This window comes from Clostridium manihotivorum, assembly GCF_004015185.1.
GTDB classification, from domain to species: Bacteria; Bacillota; Clostridia; order Clostridiales; family Clostridiaceae; genus Clostridium_AR; species Clostridium_AR manihotivorum.
Genome location: NZ_CP025746.1, coordinates 3119901 through 3133535 on the forward strand (window position 1 = coordinate 3119901; position 13635 = coordinate 3133535).

At 45.1% G+C, this 13635-nt stretch carries 16 protein-coding genes; all 16 read left to right on the top strand.

Translation table 11 applies throughout. The features are described from left to right. The first annotated feature begins 14 nt into the window (after positions 1-14). The gene (locus tag C1I91_RS14090; protein ID WP_052221209.1) at positions 15-473 is read left to right on the top strand and encodes a gamma-glutamylcyclotransferase family protein; all 459 of its coding nucleotides are present in this window, start codon (positions 15-17) and stop codon (positions 471-473) included. Then, on the top strand, positions 466-654 hold the full coding sequence (locus tag C1I91_RS14095; protein ID WP_052221208.1) for a DUF5049 domain-containing protein: 189 nt from the start codon (positions 466-468) through the stop codon (positions 652-654). The genes C1I91_RS14090 and C1I91_RS14095 overlap by 8 nt, the downstream gene beginning before the upstream one ends. Positions 655-740: 86 nt before the next feature. Continuing rightward, positions 741-2345, top strand: coding sequence for a terminase large subunit (locus C1I91_RS14100; RefSeq protein WP_052221207.1), 1605 nt, complete (start codon positions 741-743; stop codon positions 2343-2345). Positions 2346-2399: 54 nt separating this feature from the next. Further along, positions 2400-3644, top strand: coding sequence for a phage portal protein (locus tag C1I91_RS14105; RefSeq protein ID WP_052221206.1), 1245 nt, complete (start codon positions 2400-2402; stop codon positions 3642-3644). Further along, positions 3645-4331 (top strand): head maturation protease, ClpP-related, encoded by a 687-nt coding sequence (locus tag C1I91_RS14110; RefSeq protein WP_052221205.1) that lies wholly within the window; start codon positions 3645-3647, stop codon positions 4329-4331. A 20-nt stretch (positions 4332-4351) separates the two neighbouring features. Next, positions 4352-5545: a phage major capsid protein gene (locus C1I91_RS14115; protein WP_052221204.1), complete on the top strand. Its 1194-nt coding sequence runs from the start codon at positions 4352-4354 to the stop codon at positions 5543-5545. Positions 5546-5557: 12 nt separating this feature from the next. Continuing rightward, the gene (locus C1I91_RS14120) at positions 5558-5770 is read left to right on the top strand and encodes a head fiber protein (protein ID WP_052221203.1); all 213 of its coding nucleotides are present in this window, start codon (positions 5558-5560) and stop codon (positions 5768-5770) included. A 27-nt stretch (positions 5771-5797) separates the two neighbouring features. After that, the gene (locus tag C1I91_RS14125; protein ID WP_052221202.1) at positions 5798-6118 is read left to right on the top strand and encodes a head-tail connector protein; all 321 of its coding nucleotides are present in this window, start codon (positions 5798-5800) and stop codon (positions 6116-6118) included. A 1-nt stretch (position 6119) separates the two neighbouring features. Continuing rightward, positions 6120-6455 carry a head-tail adaptor protein gene (locus C1I91_RS14130; protein WP_052221201.1) on the top strand — a complete coding sequence of 112 codons (336 nt, stop codon included), beginning with the start codon at positions 6120-6122 and terminating at the stop codon, positions 6453-6455. Between the two features lie 5 nt (positions 6456-6460). Then, positions 6461-6892, top strand: coding sequence for an HK97 gp10 family phage protein (locus C1I91_RS14135; RefSeq protein WP_052221583.1), 432 nt, complete (start codon positions 6461-6463; stop codon positions 6890-6892). Next, entirely contained in the window at positions 6889-7230 is a 342-nt protein-coding gene (locus C1I91_RS14140) for a hypothetical protein (RefSeq protein WP_052221200.1), read from the top strand. Before C1I91_RS14135 ends, C1I91_RS14140 begins: the two co-directional genes overlap by 4 nt. 3 nt (positions 7231-7233) lie before the next feature. Continuing rightward, positions 7234-7824 carry a major tail protein gene (locus C1I91_RS14145; protein ID WP_052221199.1) on the top strand — a complete coding sequence of 197 codons (591 nt, stop codon included), beginning with the start codon at positions 7234-7236 and terminating at the stop codon, positions 7822-7824. Positions 7825-7835: 11 nt separating this feature from the next. After that, entirely contained in the window at positions 7836-8222 is a 387-nt protein-coding gene (locus C1I91_RS14150; RefSeq protein ID WP_052221198.1) for a hypothetical protein, read from the top strand. A 202-nt stretch (positions 8223-8424) separates the two neighbouring features. Next, the gene (locus C1I91_RS14155; RefSeq protein WP_052221197.1) at positions 8425-10845 is read left to right on the top strand and encodes a phage tail protein; all 2421 of its coding nucleotides are present in this window, start codon (positions 8425-8427) and stop codon (positions 10843-10845) included. Between the two features lie 13 nt (positions 10846-10858). After that, positions 10859-11710: a phage tail family protein gene (locus C1I91_RS14160; RefSeq protein ID WP_052221196.1), complete on the top strand. Its 852-nt coding sequence runs from the start codon at positions 10859-10861 to the stop codon at positions 11708-11710. 2 nt (positions 11711-11712) lie between these two features. Beyond that, positions 11713-13629: a siphovirus ReqiPepy6 Gp37-like family protein gene (locus C1I91_RS14165; protein WP_052221195.1), complete on the top strand. Its 1917-nt coding sequence runs from the start codon at positions 11713-11715 to the stop codon at positions 13627-13629. The last annotated feature ends 6 nt before the right edge of the window (positions 13630-13635 follow it).

The following is a 13635-nucleotide window of genomic DNA, read 5'->3' on the forward strand; positions in this document are numbered from 1 at the left end:
GAAGGAGGATTATAATGAATAGTAAATTATATCTTGCCTATGGCTCCAATCTTAATCTGGAGCAAATGGCCAACAGGTGCCCCACAGCCAAGGTGGTAGGCACAAGTAAAATAAATGATTATCGCTTGTTATTTAGAGGGGCACACGCGGGCGCTGTTGCGACCATTGAGCCATTAAAGGGTCAAAGTGTACCAGTATTGGTGTGGGAAATCACACCGGCTGATGAGGCGGCTCTTGACCGCTACGAAGGATGGCCGTTCCTTTATCGCAAGGAAACTGTAAAAGTGAAATTAAGCGGCAAAACCGTAAAGGCGATGGTCTACATTATGAACGATGGGAGACCTATTGGTCAGCCAAGCTGTTATTATTACAGTACAATTTTAGAAGGCTATAAAAGTGCGGGCTTCGATGTGGATATCCTGCGCAAAGCTACAACTGATTCCACCGAATCGGAGGAGGTAGCCTATGAATGAAGTAATTAAGGAACAAATCCTATCCATTCGAGAAAGCGGAGTCACAAACATGTTTGATGTGAACAGAGTACAGTATGAAGCAAATGAACGAGGGTTCTATGAATTGGTAGTCTATTTAATTGACCATAAAGCAAAACACACTCACTTCATACTGACCGGAGAAGTAGATGAAACGAAATAATTAAATATAAGCAGGATAAAGGAAAAGAGTCTCTTCAAATGTTTAGGCTCTTTTCCTTATCTATTTTCATAAAAGGGGCGGTGTTTATGCGAAAACTGAAGAAATATAAGCCGACCGCCTTTATAGCTGATGGATCATATTACGATAAGGATGCTGCTGATTATGCCGTGTCTTTTATTGAAGCACTCTCCCATACGAAAGGTTCATGGGCAGGAAAGCCTTTTGAACTCATCGACTGGCAGGAGCAAATAGTCCGTGACTTGTTTGGTACTTTAAAACCTAATGGATACCGACAGTTCAACACGGCATACGTAGAAATACCTAAAAAGATGGGAAAAAGTGAGCTTGCGGCGGCTATCGCACTTCTCCTCACTTGCGGTGATGGTGAAGAGCGAGCAGAGGTATATGGTTGTGCTGCCGATCGTCAGCAGGCATCCATTGTATTTGAAGTAGCAGCCGATATGGTGCGAATGTGCCCGGCGCTCAATAAACGTGTCAAGCTACTGGCGTCAACTAAGCGACTAGTGTACCTACCAACCAACAGCTTCTATCAGGTATTGTCGGCGGAAGCCTACTCTAAGCACGGCTTCAACATACATGGTGTTGTTTTCGACGAACTCCATACTCAGCCAAACCGGAAACTATTTGATGTCATGACGAAGGGATCTGGTGACGCGAGGATGCAGCCATTATATTTTCTTATCACCACGGCAGGGACAGATACCCAGAGCATCTGCTACGAAACACACCAAAAAGCGCTTGATATCATTGAGGGTAGAAAGTATGATCCTACCTTTTATCCTGTAATCTACGGTGCAAAGGAAGAGGATGACTGGACAGACCCGAAGGTGTGGAAGAAGGCAAATCCAAGCTTGGGAATCACAGTGGGCATCGACAAGGTAAAAGCCGCTTGCGAAAGTGCAAAACAGAACCCAGCTGAAGAGAACAGCTTTCGTCAATTGCGTCTGAATCAGTGGGTAAAGCAGTCTGTCCGTTGGATGCCGATGGCAAGGTGGGATGCCTGCGCATTTCCTGTTATACCAGAAAGTCTTGAAGGTCGTGTATGTTACGGTGGACTTGATTTATCCTCCACTACAGACATTACGGCCTTTGTGTTGGTGTTCCCACCAGAGGATGAAACGGATAAATACATCGTCCTCCCATATTTTTGGATGCCGGAGGACAACATCGACCTGCGAGTCAGACGAGACCATGTACAATATGATCTTTGGGAGAAGCAAGGGCATCTTCTAACCACAGAAGGAAACGTAGTACATTACGGCTATATTGAGCGGTTTATTGAAGAACTGGGAGAAAAGTATAACATTCGAGAGATCGCTTTTGACCGCTGGGGTGCTGTTCAAATGGTGCAGAACCTTGAAGGATTAGGCTTTACTGTAGTTCCCTTCGGTCAAGGCTTTAAAGATATGTCACCACCTACCAAGGAACTGATGAAACTGACGTTAGAAGAGAGAATTGCGCATGGGGGTCATCCAGTGCTTCGGTGGATGATGGATAACATTTATATAAAAACTGACCCGGCGGGCAACGTGAAGCCGGATAAGGAAAAAAGTACAGAAAAAATAGATGGTGCGGTGGCAACTATTATGGCACTTGATCGTGCAATCCGGTGTGGCTCTGGTAATGGCGGAGATTCGGTGTATGACGAGAGAGGTTTGCTTATCCTTTAACCTCAATGATTGTAATAAAAATGTTGTTATTTTTTATGTTCGGAGGTGACGCCTATGAATTTATTAAAAGGAATGTTTCGCTCAAGAGACAAACCGCAAAACCGTGTGGGTAGTGCATTTTCATTCTTATTTGGCGGAACGTCATCAGGTAAAGCGGTAAATGAGCGTACTGCCATGCAGGCAACGGCAGTGTATGCCTGTGTAAGGATACTGGCTGAAGCAATAGCAGGGCTGCCACTTCATGTATATAGATATCGTTCTGATGGAGGAAAAGAAAGGGTACCTTTCCACCCGTTGTATTACCTTCTTCATGATGAACCAAATCCAGAGATGACTTCATTCGTGTTCAGAGAAACACTGATGAGTCATCTTTTGCTTTGGGGTAATGCCTATGCACAAGTGGTTCGAAACGGACGAGGGCAGGCAGTTGCCCTTTATCCTCTGCTCCCCAACAAGATGGAAGTTAGTCGAGCATCAAATGGCGAGCTGGTTTATACCTACTATCGTGATACTGATGAAAGTGGTCTAAACCCCAAAGGTGGCTATGTCACACTCCGTAAGGATGAAGTTCTGCACATACCTGGATTAGGTTTTGATGGACTCATCGGCTATAGTCCTATCGCTATGGCAAAAAACGCTATCGGTATGTCGCTTGCTACTGAGGAATATGGAGCGGCATTCTTTGCCAATGGTGCTAATCCCGGAGGAGTGCTAGAACACCCGGGAGTAATCAAAGATATTCAGAGGGTGAAGGATAGTTGGAATAGTGCTTACCAAGGTACTGGCAATGCTCACAAAATTGCCGTGCTAGAAGAGGGCATGAAGTTTCAAGCCATCGGTATCCCGCCGGAACAGGCGCAGTTTCTGGAAACACGGAAGTTTCAAATCAATGAGATTGCAAGGATTTTCCGAGTGCCGCCACATATGGTGGGTGATCTTGAGAAATCCAGTTTCTCAAATATTGAGCAGCAGTCTTTGGAGTTTGTAAAATACACCCTCGACCCTTGGGTGGTGCGCTGGGAACAAAGTCTTCAGCAATCACTTATTTTACCTTCCGAGAAAACAGCACTGTTTATCAAGTTCAATTTAGACGGTCTGCTACGTGGCGATTACCAAAGCCGTATGAATGGCTACGCTACAGGTCGGCAGAATGGCTGGATGTCAGCCAACGATATCCGTGAACTGGAGGACATGAACCGTATTCCAGCTGAGGATGGCGGTGATTTATATTTGGTTAACGGAAATATGACAAAACTGGCTGACGCAGGTGCGTTTGCCAAAACCGAAGGAGGTCAGTAAATGAAGAAATTCTGGAACTGGGTGCGAGATTCTAATGAAGAGCGCACCCTTTATCTTAACGGAGTAATATCAGACGAAACATGGTGGGGAGATGAGGTTACACCTAAGATGTTCAAAGATGAACTGGTGGCAGGCACCGGCAATATCACAGTGTGGATTAATTCTCCTGGTGGTGATGTGTTTGCAGCAGCTCAGATTTACAACATGCTAATGGAGTATACCGGAAAAGTCACTGTAAAAATCGATGGACTTGCGGCAAGTGCAGCATCCGTTATTGCAATGGCAGGTGGAGATGTATATATGTCCCCGGTTTCCATGCTGATGATTCATAACCCGTCAACGATTGCTATAGGCGACAGTGAGGAAATGCTGCGAGCAAAGGCTCTGCTAGATGAGGTCAAGGAAAGTATCATTAATGCCTATGAGTTGAAGTCGGGTCTTTCTCGAACTAAGCTCTCACATCTGATGGATGCAGAGACATGGATGAATGCGAATAAAGCCATTGAACTTGGTTTTGCAGATAAGATCATGTTCATGGAGAGCGAGCCGCCTGATTTGTCAGATAGTCTTATTTTTAGCAGGATGGCAGTTACCAACTCACTTATAAGCAAACTGCCAAAACAACAACTGAAAACTGGTACACCAATAGAGTCGCTTGATAAGCGGCTTTCTTTAATTTCTCACTAAATTTAAAGGAGGAAATAACAATGAGTAAAATTCTTGAGTTGCGCGAGAAACGCGCTAAGGCATGGGATGCGGCAAAGGCATTTCTTGATTCTAAACGTGGCGGTGATGGACTGTTATCCGCTGAGGACACTACAACCTATGAAAAGATGGAAGCCGATGTTGTGGCTCTTGGTAAGGAAATTGAGCGTCTGGAACGTCAAGCATCTATTGACCTGGAACTGTCGAAAGCAACCAGTAACCCAATTACTAATGAACCTACAAGAAAGGGAGAGGAAAAGACCGGTCGTGCAAGTGCTGAATATAGAAAAGCCTTCTGGAATGCTATGCGTGACAAGGGTGGCTATGAAGTCAGAAATGCTCTGCAAATCGGTACCGACTCTGAGGGCGGATATCTTGTACCGGATGAATTTGAGCGTACCCTGGTGGAAGCATTAGAGGAAGAGAACATCTTTCGTAGACTTGCTAATGTTATCACAACCTCTTCCGGTGATCGTAAAATCCCCGTTGTTGCAAGCAAAGGAACTGCAAGCTGGGTAGATGAAGAAGGAGTCATTCCTGAGAGTGACGATAGCTTCGGGCAAGTATCTATTGGTGCCTATAAACTAGCAACGATGATTAAAGTCTCCGAGGAACTGCTAAACGATTCTGTGTTTAATCTTGAAAGCTATATTACAAGGGAATTCTCACGTCGTATCGGCAACAAGGAGGAGGAAGCATTCTTTGTGGGTGATGGTACAGGTAAGCCTACAGGAATCCTAAATGCTACTGGCGGTGGTCAAGTCGGCATTACTACAGCAAGCGCCACTGCCATAACACTGGATGAGGTTTTAGATTTGTTTTACAGTCTGAAAGCACCTTATCGTAATAAGGCGGCATTTGTAATGAACGATGCCACTATTAAGGCTATCCGTAAGTTGAAAGACGGCAATGGGCAGTATCTCTGGCAGCCATCCATCCAGGCAGGCACACCTGATACTATACTCAACCGCCCGCTGTACACCTCGTCATATGTACCCACCATTGCAGCAGGGGCAAAGACCATGGTGTTCGGTGACTTTAGCTATTACTGGGTGGCTGACCGTCAGGGAAGAGTATTCAAGCGTTTAAATGAACTCTTTGCCGCTACTGGACAGGTAGGTTTCATTGCTACCCAACGTGTGGACGGAAAGCTTATTCTGCCAGAGGCTGTTAAAGTGCTCCAGCAAAAAGCTTAATGGAGGTGCGATATGAGTTATAACACGAAGAACTACATGGAACAGGGCGGCGAGAAGTTGGTAATAGGTGGAACGATGGAAATCTTATCGGGAGCTTCAGTAACAGGGCTCCCGGTTGCTGAAAACCAGGCGGACAGTACTGCTACAGATATCGCCGGTCTGGTCGCAGACTTTAATGCCCTGCTTTCCAAATTAAAAGCGGCGGGACTTATGGAGGCTGATTAAGGTGGAATATAAAAGGAGGCTCACAGTATGGCAGTAGCAGATAATCTCTTGCCGAAAGTCAAGGCGAACTTAATCTTAACGCATGACCAGGACGATGTTCTCCTTATCGGATTCATCAACGCTGCAGTTTCATATGCACAGAGTTATCAGCATGTTCCTGAAGATCATTATGAAACCCATGCCATGCCTCCTACAACAGAACAAGCAGTGATCATGTTGTCGAGTCATTTCTATGAAAGTAGGGATGGCTCGACAGCAGGTTTCTTCGCTGATAGCGTACAGGCAGGTCAGCAAGTTTGGAATACTGTGAACTTACTACTTCGTCTTGACCGAGAGTGGGGTGTTTGATATGAGCTTCGGTAAGATGAATACCTTTATTGATATCATCAGCACAATTCCAATCAAGGATGAGGAAGGTTTCGCGACAAAGGGAGATAACATACTTGCTAGTGTACGTGCCTATAAAGAAGACCGGCATGGCAGTGAGCGATGGACCAATATGGCGTCATTTTCTTCTGCATCTTCACTGTTTAGGTTTAGGAAAATCTCTGGACTTAATGTCACAACGGAAATGATCATAGTTTGCGAAGATGGCAGGTATCAGATTTTAAGTGTAGAGGATGTAAGAGGTCGTGGAATGTATGTTGAGGTTTTAACGGAAAAGCTGGAGCCAACTGTGAGGTGATGGATATGGCAAAAGCCAATATGAAGATGCCAGAGGAATTCCTATTGAAGGTATCCCGGTTAGCTGATCAGACTGATGTTATTCTCCCTAAGGTATTGGAAGTTGGTGGGTCAGTGGTGTTGGATAAAGTCAAAGGGAATCTGAGTGATGTGGTCGGTAAGAATACGAAATATCCCTCCAGAAGTACAGGCGAGCTATTATCTTCACTGGGTCTTTCGGATGCAAAACAGGATAGAGACGGTAACTTTAATGTGAAAGTAGGTTTCTCAGAACCACGTTCTGATGGTGAGAGCAATGCTAAAATTGCTACTATCATTGAATATGGCAAGCATGGTCAGCCTGCAAAACCTTTTCTGAAACCTGCGAGAACTGCCTCCAGAAAGCCTTGCATCAACGCGATGGTCGCCAAGTTGGAGGAGGAGATCGACAAGATATGAATATTTTGGAGGAACTAAATACTCTCATAACTGCTATACCGATCCCCGTGGAAACCGGGGTTTTTTCTGGTTTAGCGCCGGATGAGTATGTTGTGATAATCCCGCTTTCAGACATCTTTGAAGTCCATGCGGATAACCGTCCCGGCTTTGATGTACAAGAAGCACGGCTATCGCTGTTTTCAAAGAATAACTACTTAGAAAGGAAAAGACAGATCACAACAGCTTTATTAAATGCTGATTTCACAGTGACTGAACGTCGATATATCGGACACGAGGATGATACTGGATATCACCATTATGCCATTGATGTGGCGAAAAATTATGGATTGGAGGAATAACATATGGCAACTATCGGTCTTGATAGACTGTACTATTCAAAAATAACCGAGGACGCTAACGGCGAGGAAACCTACGCTGTACCTGCGGTACTTGCAAAAGCCATCACTGCCGAACTCTCGGTAGAGCTAGTAGAAGCGATTCTGTATGCTGATGATGGTGCCGCCGAGGTAGTGAAAGACTTTAATAGCGGTACACTTACCCTCGGTATGGACGACATTGGCCCTACAGTGGCAGCGGATTTAACTGGTGCCTCTACTGATGATAACGGGGTATTGATTTCCGCAAGTGAGAATGTGAGTACACCTGTTGCAGTGGGATTTCGTGCACAGAAGGCAAACGGAACATACAGATATTTCTGGCTATACCGCGTAAAGTTCGGTCTGCCTGAAACCAACCTGCAGACTAAGGCGGATTCTATTACCTTTTCCACACCTACTATTGAGGGAACGGTTATGCGCAGGAATAAGCTGGATGGCTTGGGCAAGCACCCGTGGAAAGCGGAGGTCACAGAAGGTGATCCAGGTGTTTCATCGACCACCATCACCGGTTGGTTTACCCAAGTTTACGAACCGGTCTATACACCGGAACCATAGGAGGGGAAAAGATGGATAATGAGAGAAGTGCCACTATTAACATCGGCGGTAAAGATTTTGAACTGATACTCACTACAAGAGCCACTAAAGCGATTGCAAATCGGTACGGGGGACTTGAAAATCTCGGAGAAAAATTGATGAAATCAGAAAACTTCGAGATGGCACTGGACGAAATTGTATGGTTGATAACACTGCTTGCAAACCAGTCCATCTTGATTCGTAACCTGAAAAATAAGAACACACCTGAGGAGCTGCTTACCGAGGAAGAAGTGGAGCTTCTTACCTCACCGCTTGACTTGGCGGCGTATAAAAGTGCAATTACTGATGCAATGTTCAAAGGTACGAATCGCAACGTGGAAAGTGAGGAAGAAAATCCAAAAAACGTGGAAGTCGGGTAACGGACGCTGAAGTCTTTACCCGGCTTCTTTACTATGGAACAGTTCAGATGGGCATGAATGCAGAGGAATTCTGGCTTATGCCAATCGGACTGTTTTTTGATTTATGGGCCTGCCACAAGCAGTGGCATGGCATTGAAAAGCCAAAGAAGATTCGAACGATTGATGATATTATCCCACCGGGTATTTAGGAGGAGGTGAAGGTATGGCAGATAATTTTGGGTTAAAAATTGGCGTTGAGGGCGAGCGTGAGTTTAAGAAGGCTCTTTCCGAAATCAATCAAACATTTAAGGTACTTGGTAGTGAAATGGCCCTTGTGACCAGTCAGTTTGATAGAAACGATAAATCCATCCAGTCGGTTACTGCCCGTAATGCGGTTCTGAATAAAGAAATTGACGCACAAAAAGACAAGATTGCCACCCTTAGGGCTGCTCTTGATAATGCCGCCTCCTCTTTCGGTGAAAATGACCGACGTACTCAGAATTGGCAGATTCAGCTAAATAGAGCTCAGGCAGAACTCAATGGTATGGAACAAGAGCTTGAGGAGTCCACAATTGAAGCGGATAATCTCGGTGAAGAATTAGATGATTCCGGCAAAAGTGCAGAAGATACTGGCGGTAAGTTTGAAAAGCTTGGCGGTGTACTTAAGGGCATCGGTGTAGCAATGGGGGCGGTTGTAGTTGCAGCTGGAGCCGCTGCTATAAAGCTAGGTAAAGAGGTAGTTACGCAGTTCGGAGAGTTGGAACAAAATCTGGGTGGCTCTGAAGCGGTTTTCGGTGCATATGCTGCATCCATTCAGAAAACCGGTGAGGAAGCCTATAAAAATCTGGGGGTATCCCAAAGTGAGTATCTTGCGACCGCCAACAAAATGGGTGCATTGTTCCAAGGCTCGGGTATCGAACAGCGTAAAAGTCTTGAATTGACCGAAAAAGCGATGCAACGTGCTGCAGACATGGCCTCCGTTATGGGAATAGATATGTCCTCTGCATTGGAGGCTGTCACAGGTGCGGCAAAAGGTAATTTCACGATGATGGATAACTTGGGTGTTGCGATGAACGCCACAAACATCGAAGCTTACGCTCTCGCAAAGGGGCTGGATTTCACTTGGAATACTGCAACACAAGCGGAAAAAGCCGAAGTTGCAATGCAGATGTTTTTTGAGAACACGGAGCAGTACGCGGGAAATTTTGCAAGAGAGTCAACTCAGACAATTTCCGGTTCTATTGGATTGTTACAGGCTGCACTTGGTTCTTTTACAGCTGGACTCGGCAATGCCAATGCTGACATGACCAATCTGACGGAAAATCTTGTGGATGCTTTTCGTTCAGTCGTTGAAAACATTGTTCCTGTTTTGGAAAACATCGTAACCGCACTCCCACCTGCGTTCGATGCTATATTAACTGCAGTGGGCGACCTGCTTCCCCTGTTGCTGGAAACTGTCACGGGCCTGTTCACCCAGGTGTTGGAGACACTCCTAAACCTATTACCTGAACTAATTCCAGCGGCAGTGGATGCTGTAATGACGATTGTTGGAGCATTGATTGATAATCTTCCGTTGCTCATAAATGCGGCAATAGAACTGGTAACCGCACTTGTGGAGGGTATTGGAATAGCTTTACCCCAGCTCATACCTGCAGCAGTTTCTGCAGTCACTCAGATTGTCAAAGGGTTGATTGATAACCTACCTTTGATTCTGGATGCAGCTTTACAGTTGATTATTGGATTGGCGGAAGGATTAGTGGAAGCAATACCTCAGCTTGTTTCTGCATTGCCTGCCATCATCGAAGCAGTGGTGGATTTTTTAATAGAATCTATTCCACAGATCATTGATGCGGGCATTCAATTATTGACTTCATTGGTTACAGCGTTGCCAACTATTATTACAGCAGTTGTTGAGGCAATTCCGCAAATTATCGACAGTATCATTAGTGCAGTCATTGGGTCGATTCCCATGATTATTGATGCAGGAATCCGGCTTTTGATATCGCTGATACAAGCACTTCCACAGATTATTACTACTGTTGTAGGTGCGATTCCAAAGATTATTACCTCAGTGGTAAACGCTATTGTAGGAAATATCGATAAGATTATTTTGGCAGGTGTTCAGCTGTTTGTGGCATTGATTGCAAACCTTCCAAGGATAATCGTGGAGATTGTTAAGGCAGTTCCACAAATCATCTCAGGACTGGTTAGAGCTTTTACCGGGTATATAAGCCAAATGTCTCAAGTGGGCGGTAATCTGATTAGAGGATTGTGGAAGGGTATTTCGGACGCAGGCGCATGGCTATGGAGTAAAATCTCTGGATTTTTCGGAAATGTTGTATCGAAGATTAAGGACTTCTTCGGTATCCGTTCCCCTTCAACTCTATTTGCAGGAATTGGCCAGAATATGGGCGAAGGCATCGGTGTTGGTTTTGAGGACGCAATGTCAACAGTTACTAGGGATATGCAAAATGCAGTACCAACAAGTTTTGATTGGAATTACAGAGGTTTATCCGGGCAAGGCGGAGCCACCGGTACAAGTATTACTCAGAATATCTCGGTGGTGTCACCTAAGGCTTTATCAGAAAAAGAAATAGCACGGGAGTTTAAAAATCTGTCCCGTAAACTAGCACTTGAATTATAAAGGAGGTACGGCCATGGAACTAACCTATATTAATGCAGATGGAGAGAGTATTACTCTCAGACAAAGCCGTCCGTACTTTCTTACTAAGATAGACGGGACTGGGAACATACGACAAACCGTTAACACTTTTAAGGCGCCTGACCAAGACGGCGCTTTTTATATCTCATCTACACTAGATATGCGAAACATCACGCTAGAAGGTACGGTTGTTGCTGGTACTCCTGACGAGGCCTATGTGCGGAGACAGCGCTTCCTTCAGATATTTAGTCCAAAGCTACTTGGGACGCTTCAGTATCGAGGGCGACAGATTTCCTGTGTGGTTGAGGAGGCAGGGTTTGCCGTTTCCAATCGGCAACGGGTACCCAATTTCTTTGTCAGCCTACTCTGCCCATCACCTTTCTTTGAGACCTTGGAGGAGGTGAGAGAGGAACTGGCGTCATGGATACCACTGTTAGAGTTTGAACTGGAGATACCAACGAGTGGTATGGAATTTGGAATGCGTCAGCCAAGCCAGATCATTACCGTGGAAAATATCGGTGATGTATCCTGTGGATGTGAAATTGTATTTCGAGCGCTAGGTACAGTAACGAACCCGGAACTCTTAAACATAGACACCGGTGAATTCATCCGGCTTCTCACGACGATGAATGCAGGGGATGAGCTTCGAGTATATACCCATTTCGCTGGCAAACGTGTAGTCAGAGTTGATGGAATGACCCAAACTAACGCTTTTTCACTGTTAGACACCAATTCTGTGTTCTTTCAGCTTGCAGCAGGTATTAACACACTTCGCTACGATGCTTCAGTCAATATGGATCTGCTGGAGGTTAGCATTTACTTTCGTCCACAATTTCTGGGGGTGTAACCATGGAACTGTATATCTACAATTCAAATAGAGAGCTTGAGGGCATCGTGGAATCTTTTGAGTATCTGCGATGGACGAGGCGATACTCACAGTGCGGCTCCTTTGAGATAAAAGCCATAGCCACACAAGAGAATGCGGATCTCCTTAAAGAGGGTAATATCATTTGGAAGAACGACGATGAGGAAGCCGGTATCATTGAGCACCTGGAACTATCCCAAACCGAGCAGGAATTTATCACTGCAAGTGGCCGCTTTGTCACGTCCCTTCTTGCAAGGCGTATTGTATGGCAAACGGAGATACTGTCAGGCGACCTGTCTGCCTGTGTAGAGCAGCTCATAAATAATAATCTCATCAATCCCTCTGATACAGCAAGAAAGATCACTGATATATCCTTTTCATCTCCAAACCTGAGTGTGCCCATCAGTACACAGGTATCATACCGGAACTTGATGGATGTGGTGACGGACCTATGCGGGGTTTCAGATGTTGGTATCAAGACCATGTTTACTCCTGCGTCAGGGGTTTTTACGGTAACGTTGTATATGGGCACTGAGTCACAAGCGGTATTCTCCAAGGGGTATGAGAATTTAATTGAACAAATTTATACAATAAGCGCTGCTGACTATGCCAATACCGCGCTCGTCGGCGGCGAAGGCGAAGGTGCAGATCGGACATTTGTTGCCATTACAAGTGGTTCTGGAGAGACACGGCACGAAATCTTTGTGGATGCCAAAGACCTGCGTGAGGACGATTTCGGAGCAGACTACATCGACACACTGATTTTTCGGGGTCAAAGTAAGCTAAGCGAGCAGGCAATACGTTATTCCTTCGATACATCAGTTAATCCCCACGGCAATTTAACATACAAGACAGACTTCGACCTTGGTCAGACCGTTAAAGTCATTTCCAAGGAATGGGGTATATCCATGACAACACGCATCACTGAAGTCGAAGAAACCTATGATGCAGACGGTCAGAGTATCAGTGTAGTGTTTGGAAAAGCTGAGTTAACAATAGCACAGAAAATTCGCTCCGATATGAGTGAGGTTAAAACGGCAATTTATGCTCCGACCGGTATTTCTGAGGTGACGGAGGCGCTAGGAAATGTGACAGAAGCTCTTGGTGACTTAAATGAGGTAGACCCTAAAATTCAAGGAGATAGCGTAACCGATACCATAAATAATCTGTTTGGAAAACTTCCCGCGCTTGAAATAAATGTTGGAGCGGGTACTATATCTATCGGTCAATATGCCTTACACAATATGATGCCGGGAGAGGCTTTTTACTTTACCTCATGGAGTGGGAACAAGTTTAGTGATCAACCAAGTGACGATGGTCATGTGTTTCTGATAAAGCACAGTGGGGACAACACGGGAAGTGGATATCAGCGAGCGATGGGATTTTTTATTTCACGCAACACCATGACGTTTTATGTGATTTCTGTTTTCGTATTCAACAATCCATCTGGTCAAGCGAACTGGCTGAATATCAATAATGAACCTATAACTACAGCAAGACTTGCAAATGGAGCAGTCACTGGTACGAAGATTGCAGACCGTACGATTACAGCTGTCAAAATGGCGTCCTCATTTACCGATTACTCAACAACAGAGCAAAACACAGGGCGGCTATGGGTAGATGGGAAGACCATTTATCGGAAACAAATAAATCTTGGTTCCCTCCCGAACGCGACCCCGGGAAGCGTAGCCCACGGTATAGCAAACCTCAATACTGTTGTCAGCTTAACTGGCTTTGCAACGAATGGGACTGTTTTTCTGCCATTACCACTTGCAAGGTACAACAACTTTGCATCACAAATAGGTCTCTACGCAGATAAAACCAATATCGTTGTTGAACCAGGTAATGACAGGACAGCATTTACTGGCTACGTAATTATGGAATACACGAAAACCGTCTAAAAGGAG

Coding starts and splice junctions, on each gene's coding strand:
- C1I91_RS14145 (WP_052221199.1), top strand. CDS start 7,234: ATGGCAACTATCGGTCTTGATAGACTGTACTATTCAAAAATAACCGAG.
- C1I91_RS14120 (WP_052221203.1), top strand. CDS start 5,558: ATGAGTTATAACACGAAGAACTACATGGAACAGGGCGGCGAGAAGTTG.
- C1I91_RS14155 (WP_052221197.1), top strand. CDS start 8,425: ATGGCAGATAATTTTGGGTTAAAAATTGGCGTTGAGGGCGAGCGTGAG.
- C1I91_RS14090 (WP_052221209.1), top strand. CDS start 15: ATGAATAGTAAATTATATCTTGCCTATGGCTCCAATCTTAATCTGGAG.
- C1I91_RS14130 (WP_052221201.1), top strand. CDS start 6,120: ATGAGCTTCGGTAAGATGAATACCTTTATTGATATCATCAGCACAATT.
- C1I91_RS14110 (WP_052221205.1), top strand. CDS start 3,645: ATGAAGAAATTCTGGAACTGGGTGCGAGATTCTAATGAAGAGCGCACC.
- C1I91_RS14095 (WP_052221208.1), top strand. CDS start 466: ATGAATGAAGTAATTAAGGAACAAATCCTATCCATTCGAGAAAGCGGA.
- C1I91_RS14140 (WP_052221200.1), top strand. CDS start 6,889: ATGAATATTTTGGAGGAACTAAATACTCTCATAACTGCTATACCGATC.
- C1I91_RS14160 (WP_052221196.1), top strand. CDS start 10,859: ATGGAACTAACCTATATTAATGCAGATGGAGAGAGTATTACTCTCAGA.
- C1I91_RS14150 (WP_052221198.1), top strand. CDS start 7,836: ATGGATAATGAGAGAAGTGCCACTATTAACATCGGCGGTAAAGATTTT.
- C1I91_RS14115 (WP_052221204.1), top strand. CDS start 4,352: ATGAGTAAAATTCTTGAGTTGCGCGAGAAACGCGCTAAGGCATGGGAT.
- C1I91_RS14135 (WP_052221583.1), top strand. CDS start 6,461: ATGGCAAAAGCCAATATGAAGATGCCAGAGGAATTCCTATTGAAGGTA.
- C1I91_RS14165 (WP_052221195.1), top strand. CDS start 11,713: ATGGAACTGTATATCTACAATTCAAATAGAGAGCTTGAGGGCATCGTG.
- C1I91_RS14125 (WP_052221202.1), top strand. CDS start 5,798: ATGGCAGTAGCAGATAATCTCTTGCCGAAAGTCAAGGCGAACTTAATC.
- C1I91_RS14105 (WP_052221206.1), top strand. CDS start 2,400: ATGAATTTATTAAAAGGAATGTTTCGCTCAAGAGACAAACCGCAAAAC.
- C1I91_RS14100 (WP_052221207.1), top strand. CDS start 741: ATGCGAAAACTGAAGAAATATAAGCCGACCGCCTTTATAGCTGATGGA.